At 39.9% G+C, this 13,698-nt stretch carries 14 protein-coding genes; 8 read left to right on the top strand and 6 right to left on the bottom strand.

What is annotated here, in order from left to right:
• The first annotated feature begins 53 nt into the window (after positions 1–53).
• Positions 54–1,688 (top strand): chaperonin GroEL, encoded by a 1,635-nt coding sequence (groL, locus tag NSS92_RS11360; protein ID WP_041108751.1) that lies wholly within the window; start codon positions 54–56, stop codon positions 1,686–1,688.
• Positions 1,689–2,169: 481 nt separating this feature from the next.
• Here groL and NSS92_RS11355 read toward each other — a convergent pair whose 3' ends face one another.
• Entirely contained in the window at positions 2,170–2,682 is a 513-nt protein-coding gene (locus tag NSS92_RS11355) for a DUF3231 family protein (RefSeq protein WP_163115537.1), read from the bottom strand.
• Between the two features lie 406 nt (positions 2,683–3,088).
• Here NSS92_RS11355 and NSS92_RS11350 point away from each other — a divergent pair, with 406 nt between their 5' ends.
• From NSS92_RS11350 to NSS92_RS11335, 4 genes are all read left to right on the top strand, one after another.
• Complete coding sequence (locus NSS92_RS11350) at positions 3,089–3,541, top strand: MarR family winged helix-turn-helix transcriptional regulator (RefSeq protein WP_340868021.1); 453 nt, start codon at positions 3,089–3,091, stop codon at positions 3,539–3,541.
• A gap of 21 nt (positions 3,542–3,562) precedes the next feature.
• Complete coding sequence (locus tag NSS92_RS11345; protein WP_340868019.1) at positions 3,563–4,081, top strand: GNAT family N-acetyltransferase; 519 nt, start codon at positions 3,563–3,565, stop codon at positions 4,079–4,081.
• Between the two features lie 19 nt (positions 4,082–4,100).
• On the top strand, positions 4,101–4,703 hold the full coding sequence (locus NSS92_RS11340) for an FMN-binding negative transcriptional regulator (RefSeq protein WP_340868017.1): 603 nt from the start codon (positions 4,101–4,103) through the stop codon (positions 4,701–4,703).
• 178 nt (positions 4,704–4,881) lie between these two features.
• A complete protein-coding gene (locus tag NSS92_RS11335) occupies positions 4,882–5,319 on the top strand; it encodes a hypothetical protein (RefSeq protein WP_340868015.1) in 438 nt (145 codons plus the stop codon).
• Between the two features lie 47 nt (positions 5,320–5,366).
• Here NSS92_RS11335 and NSS92_RS11330 read toward each other — a convergent pair whose 3' ends face one another.
• Both NSS92_RS11330 and NSS92_RS11325 read right to left on the bottom strand, forming a co-directional pair.
• Positions 5,367–5,834, bottom strand: a complete 468-nt coding sequence (locus NSS92_RS11330; RefSeq protein ID WP_267587895.1) for a hypothetical protein — start codon at positions 5,832–5,834, stop codon at positions 5,367–5,369.
• 125 nt (positions 5,835–5,959) lie between these two features.
• Entirely contained in the window at positions 5,960–6,637 is a 678-nt protein-coding gene (locus NSS92_RS11325) for a hypothetical protein (protein WP_340868011.1), read from the bottom strand.
• Between the two features lie 210 nt (positions 6,638–6,847).
• Here NSS92_RS11325 and NSS92_RS11320 point away from each other — a divergent pair, with 210 nt between their 5' ends.
• Both NSS92_RS11320 and NSS92_RS11315 read left to right on the top strand, forming a co-directional pair.
• Complete coding sequence (locus NSS92_RS11320; RefSeq protein ID WP_024424478.1) at positions 6,848–7,216, top strand: RlpA-like double-psi beta-barrel domain-containing protein; 369 nt, start codon at positions 6,848–6,850, stop codon at positions 7,214–7,216.
• 73 nt (positions 7,217–7,289) lie between these two features.
• Entirely contained in the window at positions 7,290–8,339 is a 1,050-nt protein-coding gene (locus tag NSS92_RS11315; RefSeq protein WP_340868007.1) for a hypothetical protein, read from the top strand.
• A gap of 214 nt (positions 8,340–8,553) precedes the next feature.
• On the opposite strand, the gene NSS92_RS11310 is transcribed toward NSS92_RS11315, so the two are convergent.
• The 3 genes from NSS92_RS11310 to gabP form a co-directional block, all read right to left on the bottom strand.
• Positions 8,554–8,925, bottom strand: a complete 372-nt coding sequence (locus tag NSS92_RS11310; protein ID WP_267587897.1) for a carboxymuconolactone decarboxylase family protein — start codon at positions 8,923–8,925, stop codon at positions 8,554–8,556.
• A 275-nt stretch (positions 8,926–9,200) separates the two neighbouring features.
• A complete protein-coding gene (locus tag NSS92_RS11305) occupies positions 9,201–10,733 on the bottom strand; it encodes a multicopper oxidase family protein (RefSeq protein ID WP_267587898.1) in 1,533 nt (510 codons plus the stop codon).
• A gap of 98 nt (positions 10,734–10,831) precedes the next feature.
• Complete coding sequence (gene gabP / locus NSS92_RS11300; protein ID WP_340868004.1) at positions 10,832–12,220, bottom strand: GABA permease; 1,389 nt, start codon at positions 12,218–12,220, stop codon at positions 10,832–10,834.
• A gap of 482 nt (positions 12,221–12,702) precedes the next feature.
• Here gabP and NSS92_RS11295 point away from each other — a divergent pair, with 482 nt between their 5' ends.
• Positions 12,703–13,602: a cation diffusion facilitator family transporter gene (locus NSS92_RS11295; protein WP_034282879.1), complete on the top strand. Its 900-nt coding sequence runs from the start codon at positions 12,703–12,705 to the stop codon at positions 13,600–13,602.
• Positions 13,603–13,698 lie beyond the last annotated feature (96 nt).

The raw sequence follows: 13,698 nt of genomic DNA, 5'->3' as shown, positions 1-13,698 counted from the left end.
ACATAAAAAACATTGAGATACATTTTTAAAAAGACTGAGGAGGTTTCGTTATTATGGCAAAAGATATTAAGTTCAGTGAAGAAGCACGTCGCGCAATGTTACGTGGTGTAGATGCACTTGCAGATGCTGTAAAAGTAACTTTAGGACCTAAAGGACGTAACGTGGTTCTTGAGAAAAAATTCGGTTCTCCACTTATCACAAATGATGGTGTAACGATTGCAAAAGAAATCGAATTAGAAGATGCATTTGAAAACATGGGTGCAAAACTTGTGGCTGAAGTTGCAAGCAAAACAAACGATGTTGCTGGTGACGGTACAACAACTGCAACAGTTCTAGCTCAAGCGATGATCCGTGAAGGTCTTAAAAACGTAACAGCTGGTGCAAACCCTGTTGGCGTTCGTAAAGGGATCGAAGAAGCAGTGAAAGTAGCACTTGAAGGCTTGCACGAGATTTCTAAACCAATCGAAGGCAAAGAATCAATTGCTCAAGTTGCGGCTATTTCTGCAGCAGATGAAGAAGTCGGCAGCCTAATCGCTGAAGCGATGGAACGCGTAGGTAACGATGGTGTCATCACAATTGAAGAATCTAAAGGATTCACAACTGAGCTTGAAGTGGTTGAAGGTATGCAATTTGACCGCGGATATGCTTCACCATACATGGTGACGGATTCTGATAAGATGGAAGCGGTTCTTGAAAATCCTTACATCTTAATTACTGATAAAAAAATTACAAACATTCAAGAAATCCTTCCTGTACTTGAGCAAGTTGTACAACAAGGCAAACCATTATTGCTCATTGCTGAAGATGTAGAAGGCGAAGCACTTGCAACTCTTGTTGTGAACAAACTTCGTGGTACATTCAACGCAGTAGCAGTAAAAGCACCTGGATTCGGTGATCGTCGTAAAGCAATGCTTGAAGACATCTCTGTTCTAACTGGCGGAGAATTAATCACAGAAGACCTAGGACTTGACCTGAAATCAACTGAAATCGGTCAGCTTGGCCGCGCTTCTAAAGTCGTTGTGACAAAAGAAAACACAACAATCGTAGAGGGCTCAGGAGATTCTGCTCAAATCTCAGCACGTGTGAACCAAATCCGTGCACAAGTAGAAGAAACAACTTCTGAATTCGATAAAGAAAAATTACAAGAACGTCTTGCAAAACTAGCTGGCGGCGTCGCTGTCATCAAAGTTGGTGCTGCAACTGAAACAGAACTAAAAGAGCGTAAACTACGCATCGAGGATGCACTGAACTCAACTCGCGCAGCAGTTGAAGAAGGTATCGTATCCGGTGGTGGTACAGCACTTGTGAATGTATACAACAAAGTCGCTTCAATCGAAGCTGATGGTGACGTTCAAACAGGTGTGAACATCGTTCTACGTTCTCTTGAAGAGCCAATTCGTCAAATCGCTCACAACGCAGGTCTTGAAGGATCCGTTATCGTTGAGCGCTTGAAAAACGAAGAAATTGGCGTAGGCTTCAACGCAGCAACAAACGAATGGGTAAACATGATCGAAAAAGGAATCGTTGACCCAACAAAAGTAACTCGCTCTGCACTTCAAAACGCAGCTTCTGTAGCAGCAATGCTTCTAACAACTGAAGCAGTCGTAGCTGACAAACCAGAAGAAGGCGGCTCAGGCGGCGGAATGCCGGATATGGGCGGCATGGGTGGAATGGGCGGAATGATGTAATCAGGGTTTCAAAACCTTGTTATATCAACGTCTGAAATTAACTATAGGAGAAGGCCTTTCATCAGTTTGCAAAACTGTTGGGAGGCCTTTTCTTCCATTTTAACAGTTATATGAGCATAGATATTCCTCATAGTATGACTAACCTTGTTGATTAAATAGAAACTTTGAACGGGGAAAATCCGTCTTGATGCTGCAATTGCAAGGACTATAATAGAGAAAAAACCACTGGTTAGTTGCTATCAATGTTTACACAACCTATAGTAATAGGAGCTTTTAAATCTGAGGAAGATATTTTTAGGTATATTAAAGGAATTGATCTTCTATTGCTGATGATGTTGGCTCAAAGGCAATCGGTGGGAATGGCAAAAAATAGTGACTGTAGAGAGAGTGAAGGAGAGTTCAATTTGTAGAAAGTTTAAAGCTTAGCAAGAAAAGAGTAAACCCTAAAGCGTCTACTCTTTCATGTTTAATCATCTTATGATTAGCAATCTTCTGCTTTGCTATGATGAAGAGGTGGTGGAATTAACCATCCTTTTTCTTTGTTAAGTCTAAGGACTTTTGCTCCAAGTGCTGCCTTTTGAATATGAAACTGTCCAAACATCATAGCAATGTCTTCTCGAATTGATTGACCCATAATTGTGCTACACGATACTAATCCTGACGCAATGTTAGCCGAAAGACCAGCGGCTATTTCTGGATCTTGAAAACGTGCCCCTACTGGAATATCGTCTATACAAGCTTTAGGTCGTTCAGGAGGTGTTGGAGGTAAGCCAATTCCATTTTCTTTTAATAAAGTTTCAATTTCTTTGATTTCTTGTTGCCCACCCTGAATAGCTTCTTCAATTAATTTTTGTAAGTCTTCGTCACCTGCATGGTTTAAGTGGGTTTGATAACCAGCAACTAAACCTTTAGCTACCATCAAGTAAGACCATGTACCAAACACTTCACCATAGTGCATAGGTTCATCCGTTGGATTTCCACTTAAAATTCCCATTGTCATCCTCCCTAATTGTAAAATATTCATTAAGCGACCTCCCTTTCTTGACGATTGGTCACCTTTTTATAGTTCCTAAATTAAACCAATATATTCATCATTTTAATGATGGTTGTTAAAGGTAAAAATTCTAATTTTAATCTATGTGGACTCTAACGAATAATGGCTAATAAAACTGGAGAGGTTATGTTATAAAAAGAGGCGGCTGCATAAAGGGAAATTATCTTCTAGCAACGAATATATCGTTATTTTTGTAACGATTACCACTATTATAGGAACGAGGGAAATAAAGAAAATGAAAAGAACACTTTCTAAATGAAGGTGTTTTTTATTGTGTTTACAACAAAAATAAACTATAATGTTGTTGTGTGTTATGTTGTAAATGCAATAAAAGGAGTCATGATAAATGAGAGAGATTTTACGAGAGATTGGCGTCATCGCTCGGGCGCTTGATTCCATAAGTAATATTGAATTTAAAGAGTACGATTTAACGAAGGGGCAGTATTTGTATCTTGTGCGTATTTGTGAGGAGCCTGGTATCATTCAGGAAAAGCTGGCGGAAATGATTAAAGTGGATCGAACTACGGCGGCTCGGGCTATCAAAAAGTTAGAATTGAATGGGTTTATTGAGAAAAAAGATGATCGTGTGAATAAAAAAATCAAAAAGCTGTTTCCAACTGAAAAAGGGGAAACGGTCTACCCAATGATCAAACGAGAACATGATTATTCGAATCAAGTGGCGCTCGGTGGGTTTTCTGAGGAAGAAGCGGAACAGATTTATGAGTATCTTCTAAGGGTGCGAAAGAATATAGAAAAGGACTGGGAAGATGTGAAAAAAGGGATAAAGAGAAGCTACTAATTAATAAGGAGGGACGACTTTATGACCGTCACTTTCATTCGGTGCAATGTACAACATGTAAAGGAGCTTCAGAAAATTGGGATCGATACGTTTAAAGAAACCTTTCTGGATCAAAACAAAGTGGAACATATCGAAGCTTACGTGAAGACAGCTTTTCACCTAAACCAGCTGTTAAAGGAATTACAGCACCCTTCTTCACAGTTTTATTTTGTTCAAGTGAATGGGGAAGTAGCTGGTTATTTGAAGATCAATATGGATGATGCCCAATCAGAAGAGATGGGGAGTGACGCGTTAGAGATTGAAAGAATTTATATCAAGCGATCCTTTCAAAAGCAAGGATTAGGCCGATGTTTAATTGATCAAGCCATTGAAATTGCGAAAAATCATCTTAAACGAGATGTTTGGCTTGGGGTGTGGGAGCACAATAGAGCGGCTATTGCTTTCTATCAAAAGCTTGGGTTTGTTCAAACAGGGGTGCACGCCTTTCACATGGGGAATGAAGAGCAAATGGATTTCATTATGACCAAAACACTTAGCTGATCAAAAAGGGGGAAGGGACATGCATATTCCATCATTTTTTCAAGTGAAAGATATGGAAGAAGTAAAAGCATTTATTCAATTACATTCATTTGCAACAGTTGTGACCACAACGGATGTAAAACCCATTGCGACACATATTCCAGTGAGTTTTCATCAAGTTGAAGATTCGTATGTGATCACAGGGCATATGGCGATTGGAAATCCTCAGTGGAAAACGTTTGAAGAGAACGAAAAGGTGCTCGTGATTTTTCAGGGGCCGCATGCTTACATATCCTCTTCATGGTATGAAAAGGAATCCGTTCCGACATGGAATTACCAAGCTGTCCATGTATATGGAAAGGCTGTGTTGCTAGAAAAAGCAGAACTGGTCAAGGAATTAACAACGATGCTGGAAACATACGAAAGCCAAAGAGAACAGCCAATTTTATGGGATACTTTGTCTGAGGGACTGTTAGAAAAGCAAATGAAAGGCATTGTAGGTTTTAAGATCATTATTGATGAAGTTCAGGCTGCTTTCAAATTAAGCCAAAATCGTCATGAAAGGGATTATGCCCGCATCATTGAAAAGCTGGAAGCAGAGGGTGAAGTGGAAATGGCTGAGGCGATGAAAGAAAGATTATAGGAAGTATGAGAAAAGCACTCTTATGATCAAGAGTGTTTTTTTGTTTTCAGAGATATGAGATATCTTGGCTTATAATGTCACATTTTCTTTAAAATTACATAAAAAAATCCACTATTTCCATAAAAGATCAGATCAATTCCTTATAATAAAGGTATCTGAGAATGGGGAGTGAGTCGAGATGGACCAAAACTTGCTGCAAATGAATCAAGTAAGATCAGAGGACGAATTAGAGGTTGTGAATATTTCTTCTACAGAGATTGGTGCGCTATCAAAAGAAACAGCGGAGCGGATTTTACAAGCGAAGGATACGGATTATATTCATCAGCTGATGTATGTTCCGATTGAAAAGAAAGAAGATTTGAATTGGTTGATTCAAAGTGTCGGAGAGGCGTTAGACGATGAGGATGAAGATGACGCTGCACTTGAATTCGCTGATTTGCTCTATTTCTTTGTCATTCCGTTATATGAGGAGTATATCATGAGAGATCATCATTTGTATGAGTGTTTAGAGGATTTGCTGGTACGATTGGCATCAAGGGCTCACTCAGATATTCACGCACTGGTCAATGTTATGAGAGACGATTTAACCGAGATGAACATGAAAAAAAGCTTGTAGAGTGATTCTCTACAAGCTTTTTATTTATAAGAAAATCCATCAAGCAGTTATTGGGCTCTTTCCCAAGTGATTTTTGTTTCATTTGTTGTTTTTTTTCCTTTTGCCAGTACCTTGCCGTTTTCTTGTTTCACGGTGATGTTTAGGTCATAAAAGGAATAGAGAGCGCCAAGGCTGTCATTTTCCGGTTTATGCAGATTGTTTTCTTTTTCAGTTGATGCTCCAATGGCCAGCGTTTTTGCAAAGTTTAAACCAATGACTTCAGCGTAATCACTATTGGTATTAGAGGAAGCCGTTACGTTTAAAGAAATGATTTTTTTCTTTTGATCAACGGTGATGTCAGTGTCTTTGATGAGTTTAGACTGCTCCATTACTTCTTTTGTTTCTTTTTGAATGCGTTCATTAATCGTTGGAAGTGCCTTAGATTCTGGTTTTTGTTCTTTTGTCGTATTCGAGCAAGCTGCTAGTATGGAGAGACTTGCAACTAGACTCATGAAAACAAGTAGACTTTTTTTCACGTTCGTTCTCCTTTTTTCTTCGAATGATGTATGTTTATGTTACCACGAATCCTTGTTTTGATTAAAAGAGAAGTGTTGATAAGCTGTGAACAATAAAAAGCACCCAATGGAGGGTGCTTTATTTCTTATTGTGCTGAAAGGCTTGTACTTAATGGGATAGAAGAAATGACGGTGAATTTAGGAGCTGCCGCACCGGATTCTAAATTTTTACGTAAAAGCGATGATTTGATTGACCCATCCCACTTTTTATAGACACTTCCTGATGTATTTGCTCGAAGCTGTACATTTGAGAAGCTTGCTTGTGAATAGCTGTTTGTTCCATTATCCTGTACGCCGTGTACCATTTTGACAACATCAAGGTTTTTCAGACGGCTAGGGTTGTAAACAGGCTGCTTATAGCGCAGTTTTCCATTGACATATAGTGACACCTTGCCATCACCATTGTTGATGAGCTTTAAGTTGACACGTGCGCCATCCTTAATGCTCTGATCATATTCACTGTTCCAGTATTGACTGCCGCCTTGTGAACCGCTGCCGAGAAAGACCTTGTAGCCAGAAGACGTTTTTGAAATACCGCTCTCTACAACGGCAGAGCCGAGACCGAGATACCAGTCAGCATAACCGTTTTTAATGGTGGCTGTTTTCGGCAGGACAATATCAGCAGAGATACCTGACCATTTCGCTTCGTCCGTTTGTGTCACAATGGCGCCGTGACGAGGACCAGCCGCTGAGGCAGGAAGACTTGAAAACATCAAAACGAAGGCCAAACTTACAATCAAAAAAACGGTGAACCACTTTTTCATGAAAATTCCTCCTTAAATTTGATTCACTTTTATTATATAAAATGAAAGAGGGGTGGCTGCTTACAATGTTCTGGCTGATTTTGGCGGTATTTATGAACTTAATCGGTCATAAAGTGGTCAACTTGTATTTGAATTGTAATGTGTCTGTAAAATAACTGGGTTCATCTTCATGTATAATGATTGCAGAAACCAAAAACGGAGGATTTTTTAATGAATAAAAAGCTTATCACGACAATCGTAACAGTAGCTAGTTTATTTTTAGCATTTAGTTTCTCACATGGAGCAAGTGCAAAAAAAGTAAGCGGCAATATTACTTGGTATAATGGTGTCGGTAAAAAAGGCGCAGATGGAAAAAAACTCGGTCATTGGGATGCAGCAACTAAAATGGGCTTTGACGTACCGAAAAAAGGTACAAAACTAAGAGTGACAACAAAAGCGAAACCACATAAAGTGATTACAGTATATAAATATGATGTAGGCAGAATGCCAAACGCTGTATTAGACGTAAGTCCAAAAGCATTCAAAGCACTTGGGTATAAAACAAGTAAAGGTGTCGTAAAAGGGCATTACACTTATTAATACATAGGCATGCAAAGAAGCGGGAAAAGTTTATTTTCTGGCTTCTTTTCTTGTAGAGAGGGTCTGAAAGGCAATGAAAAAATCAACATGGTGGATCATCACAGTCATTGGCGTCGCAGTGATTGCGGCAGTTATTTTCTTCATGATGAAGCCTGGGCAAGAGGCAAAACATGCAGGGAAGGTCAAAACAAATCAAGATGCAAAAGACGAATTGCTCGTTTCATTTACAGATCAAAAGTTAAACAATACTTATTACTTGCACGATCGGGCGCTTCATACGGAGAAACTGACAGCATATCCTTCGATTGCTTATGATTCTACGAAACAAGTTTTATATTACACGTATACGGATGAAGACACGCAAAAAGTGAGTATTCGGGAATTAAATGTGAAATCTGAAGAAGAAAAAACACTGTTTACGAGTGATGATTCCATCGACAGTATGAGGCTGTCTGGTGACGGAAAGAAGTTATTTCTAAGGTATAATAAGGATTCTGGAGAGCAATTTTTTGTCGCATCTTTTGATTTGAAAACACACAAAATGAAGGAGCTGTATCCGGAAAAAAGCAAGGATGATACGGTGAGTTCTTTTGCATATGATCCGACTTCAAATGATTTGGCGATCCAGCATTATTCTTTAAAAGAAGATTATCAAAAAACCGATGAAGCGAATGAAAAGGGCAGAGATCCTGAACCAACAACCATGAAGATCACCCTTCAAACAGGTGAGAAGGGGAAACGCATTGCACGTATCACACAAACGATCAATGATATTTCATTTTCTCCAGATCATAAGAAATTGATTTATACAGAAGTAAAGGTTCGTAAAGAAAAAGAAATATCCTCGATTAAGATGCTTGATGTAGAAACAGGAAAAACGACGACTCTCGTTAAAAATAGCCAGGATGTTCATATTTTAAGTGCTGCACAGCCGCAATTTTCTACGGACGGGTCGTCTGTTTATTTCTTAGGTGTTGCAAAGAACGCAGAAGAATTAAAGGATGATACCGGACGAAAGGCGAAGGTAAGAACGATTTTTGAATACAATATAAAGAAGAAAACGGTGGAAGCTGCTTGGGAGAAGAATGGCGGAATCGTTAACAATTTCACTGTCAATCGATAAAGGAAACGTTCAGTTATTTATATAACTGGACGTTTTTTTATTTTGTCACTTGAAATGCTGGAGAAATGGTGAATTTATAGAAAGAAAATCAGTTTTTAAGCAGTGATACGAGGGCTATTTTCAAATTTTGCTTATGTGACAGAGGAAAAGAAATAGAGTAATATGAGTGAACATAAAAAAACGAGAGGACTGATGACATCTCGTTTTCTCTGTTTTATTTGTTTTCATCTAATAAGTTTTGAAAGATAAACAGGGCATTAATGGAGTGAGGGAATCCAGCAACCTTTGTACAGTGTTTAATAATCTCCATAATCTCTATGACAGAAAGTCCGATATGTAATGCTTGTTCAAAGTGAATCTTTAAGTCTTCATCACAATCGCCTTTTGTGATGAGGGAAGATAATGTGCTGATGGCCTTTTGTTTTTCATCTAATATGAAGTGGTTGAATTCTTTTTGTTCACTGAGTTCAATGGTTAGTTGTTCAATGTTTGACCGAATGCTCTCGTTCTCATGAATTGAAAGCTTCTCTATGTTACCTGCCGCTGTTTCTTGTTTGACCTGGCAAGTCTCTTTTTCTTCATTCAAATTGAACTCCTCCGTTTTTTATCGCAATTTTCCATTTGTTCGTTCATTGTGGCTTATGTGCCTTTTGATAGATGTAATGGGTATATAGTAGTATTATCGGTTTGCTGCGTCAACTTTTTAAGTGTGGAATGCTCCTCAAAGGAATGATTCATGCGATTTATTTTTCCATTTTGAAATGAATCATAAAAGGGCTAATGAACGGATGTCTGTTAGCCCCTTTATAATCAGCTGTTTCATACAAGTTCTACGCATTTAGCGGAAGAGTGGTTTCATTTTTACTGAATGATATCCATCGGCCTCATCATGTCATAATCTTCATGTTCTAAAATATGACAATGCCACACATATCGGCCGCTGTATGGAACAAATCGAGCAACGATCCGAATGACTTCACCTGCATGCGCCTGAATGGTGTCCTTGTAGCCTTGTTCATGTAAAGGAGGCGCTTCGTTTGGTCCTGTATACACGATTTCTCCTGTCGATTGATATACTTCTGTATCAAATGGCCTTCTGTCTAAAACCCGAAATTGAACAAGGTGCAAATGAATAGGGTGTGTGCCTCTGGTTGGATTGACGATGGACCAAACCTCTAGACTGCCAAGACGAGGATTTTCCGTGACAGGGTCATTCCAAAATTGGTTATCGAGCAATAGGATAGGGCGGCCGTATTTATCCTGCGTGCCGGTAAGTGTGAGTGTACGCTCTCTATCAGCTCGACTTGGCCGAAGCGCTGGCAGCGGTTTGAAAATCGGACGTAAGGTTTTAGGTACTCTCCCTTTTAGTGGACGTGTGACTTTGAATTGCATAATGTTCGCATCTGTTTCAGGATTCACATCCTGTCCGCACCCGGCTGTATTTTTGAGAGTGATCGTTTTGTTTTCATAAGCTGAAAAGTCGATGATGACATCGAAACGTTCAGCAGGTGCGATGCTAAAGGATTGATGGCGAACGGGTCTTGGCAAAAAGCCCCCATCGGAACCGATTTGCAAGATTGTAGCGTCATTATCTAGATGCAGCTCGTAAGTTCTAGTATTGGACGCATTTAAAATACGAAAACGGTATTTTCGCGGCTCTACTTCTAAATATGGCCATACTTTTCCATTGACTAAAATGGTTTCTCCGCAAAAAAAGGGCACGATGGATGGGTCTGGTATGTCACTGTCCTCTGGCGTGTTGTTTGGTCTGCTAGGATAAAACAGTGAACCATCCTCCTGAAACGTCCGGTCCATAATCATTAAAGGAATATCATAATCATCTTTTGGCAGCTCTAATGACTTTTCAAATGCATCTGAGATCAAATAAAACCCCGCTAAACCGGCGTACACATTTAGTCGTGTCAATGCCATCGCATGATCGTGATACCACAATGTGCAGGCTTGCTGATGATTTGGGTAGACGTAAGTCTCTCTTTCAAAAAAAGGGCCGGTTGCTTCAAAATCACGTGAAAACCAGGCCTCTGGGTAGCCGTCACTGCTTGCTGGTGTGACGCCGCCATGCAGATGAACGACTGTTTTGACTTCTGGTTCATCGTGATGCCCATGGTGAATGGTGTGATCGACAGGCAGAAAATGTTTCAATGGCAATTTGTTCATCCATTTCACTTTGACCTTTTCATTTCGATTGGCTTTAATGGTTGGACCAGGCAAGCTGCCATTATAGGTCCATAGCTTGGTTGGGGGCAGGTCTCTATGAACTTTTAAGAATACCTCCTCCATAGCAATTTCATAATACGTTTGTCTTGGATTCTTTTTGACGGGCTTCGCGACTTCTGGAATTGGAAGCTCGTCAACAAATTTTTCTAGGTTCATGTTGACTAATCCTCACTTAAATACAATTTGATACAGTATAAGTGCGGACATCGAAATAGGTGAATAAAATAAAAAAACCCGCTTTTCAGCGGGAGAAATTACGGGTGTTTATTTTCAAGCGCCGCATTTGCAGGCACTTTTTTATTCGGTTTAAAGATGAAATAAGCAGCCAGTACACCAAAGGTAATGATACTCGTCAAAATGAGCTGTGGCCGCATGGATTCGATAAATAGCATCGCTGCCAAGATAGCACAAATAACCAAAATGGTAAAGTACGTGAGGTATGGGAACAGCCACATTTTGATTTTGAGCTGTTCTGGATTTTCTTTTTCGATTTTGCGTCGCATTCTTAATTGTGAAATGGCAATGACCAAGTAGACAAGAAGGGCAATGGCGCCAGATGCATTGACTAAGAACAAAAAGATGGTTTCAGGATAAAAGTAGTTCATCATGACAGCAATGTAGGAAAAGAAGGTACCTGCGACTGTAGCCGCTACAGGAACACCACGTTTGCTGATTTTCATAAAGCGTTTCGGCGCTTCGCCTCTTTCTGCTAATGAATAAAGCATTCTGGACGTTGTGTACAACCCGGAGTTTAAACAAGATAGAACAGCTGTTAAGACAATGACGTTCATGACTTGAGCGGCTGATGGAACACCGATATATTCTAATACCGCAACGAACGGGCTTGTTAAAATACTTGCGGAATTCCACGGAAGCAAGGTGACAACGACAGCAATTGATCCGACATAGAATACGATAATACGCCATACAACAGAGCGGGTGGCTGTCGTTACAGATTTGACTGGGTCTGCTGATTCACCAGCCGCTATGGCCACAATCTCCGTTCCCATGAAGGAAAAGATGACAACGACGATTCCGAGTAGCACAGAGCTGAATCCATTTGGAAGGAAACCGCCATTCCCTGTTAGATTGGCAAGACCTGAAGTATGATGACCGCCAAAACCAAAGATAAATGCAAAACCAATGAGTAGAAAGAGAATAATGCTGACGACTTTAATCAATGAAAACCAATATTCAAATTCGCCAAAAGATTTAACAGAAAAGATATTTGTTAATGTTAAGAGGATTGTGAGGATAAGACTTGTGAGCCAGACAGGTGCATCTCCATACCAATATTGAATAATGGCAGCACCGGCAATGGCTTCGATGGCGATGACGATCACCCAGAAGAACCAGTAAAGCCAGCCGATTGTAAACCCGGCCCATGGACCGATGGCATCGCTCGCATATTGTGAGAAAGAACCGCTTGTCGGATAGGCACATGCCATTTCTCCAAGCATTCTCATAATAAAGATCACCAGAAGTCCGGCAAAAGAATAGGAAAGAATGGATCCAGGCCCTGCAGAATGAATGACAGCGCCGCTACCAACAAATAGCCCTGCCCCAATGACCCCAGCAATGGAGATCATCGAAATATGTCTTGTTTTAAGGTTTTTTTGAAGACCGTTTGTCATGTTGGACATTTCTTTACCTCCAAACATTTCTCATTAATAGAGAATTTGTTTTTAGAATATTTTAAATTTTATCATACTGAATTGTCATTCAGCATTGGACAGGTTATCAAACTGACATTTCAAACCTCTTAACATGATGTTAAAAAGTAGAAAGGATTTGAGAGATTATGTTCCCTCTTTTCCCTCTGTTTATTTTTAAAATAGCATAAAAAAGGAAGGAGGGAAGTTGTGTCTAAAAATAAAATTATTCTGACAATGTATCCAAGAAGAGTGATTTGACGATATGTCCATCTCGAAGAAAATTGGAAAAAGGTTGATGGGAGTAGGTCTTGAGGTCATTTGACCTTATAAAAATAAGTTTACTTAGGTCAACACATTTCTATTTATCCTATTTTGCTGACATAAGCGAATCATGTTGCTGTAGACCCACACGGGCTTTGCTTTGTAAGATAAATAATAGAAAAGTGATGTGTGAGGAGGCGCGGTTCGACATGGAGCGCTATAATGAATTAAGACAAGGTGAAACAGGTGCTTGGGTCAGCATCATTGCCTATGTGATCTTATCTGCGGTCAAACTCATTATTGGGTACGTGTTTCATTCAGAGGCCCTTTCGGCAGATGGATTGAATAACACGACGGATATTATTGCATCCCTTGCTGTGTTGATTGGGCTGCGTATTTCTCAAAAGCCGCCTGATGAAGATCATCCATACGGTCATTTTAGAGCGGAAAATATTGCGTCTCTTGTGGCTTCTTTTATCATGATGCTTGTTGGGCTTCAGGTTTTGCTGAGTGCAGGCAAGTCGCTCTTCTCATCTGAGCATCAAACGCCGGATATGATCGCGGCTTGGACAGCAGCAGGAAGTGCTGTTGTGATGTACGGTGTGTATATCTATAATCGCAATCTGTCCAAACGGATCAATAGCCAGGCTCTTCATGCGGCAGCTGCTGATAATAAATCAGATGCGTATGTAAGTATTGGAACATTTGTAGGAATTATGGCTTCTCAATTTCAGCTGGCATGGATTGATACGCTTGCAGCGTTTGTCATTGGCTTAATTATTTGTAAAACTGCGTGGGAGATTTTCAGAGATGCCTCTCATTCGTTAACAGACGGTTTTCATATCAAAGATATGTCTAAATATAAAGAGACCATTGAAGCAACACCAGGAGTGGGCGATTTAAAAGATATTAAAGCGCGTTATCTTGGAAGTACAGTCCATGTGGATGTAGTGGTTGAGGTCGAGCCTAACTTGAACATAGCAGAAAGCCATGATATTGCAGATGAAATTGAACGTAGAATGAAGCAGGAGCATGATATTTTACACTCTCATGTTCATATGGAGCCAGCAAGTGAGCCGAAAGAAGAGAAGAAGTCTTTTCCATCGTGAGAAGGCTTCTTTTTTATATGTGCTGATGTTATATGCAAATGCGCGTTGTATGGTAAAGTTAGACTATATGAAATTTGACAGAAACGTGATAGGAGG

The sequence above is a fragment of the Bacillus sp. FSL M8-0166 genome (assembly GCF_038008825.1).
In the GTDB taxonomy this organism is placed as follows: domain Bacteria; phylum Bacillota; class Bacilli; order Bacillales; family Bacillaceae; genus Bacillus; species Bacillus safensis.
This window is presented reverse-complemented; position numbering and strand designations above follow the sequence as displayed.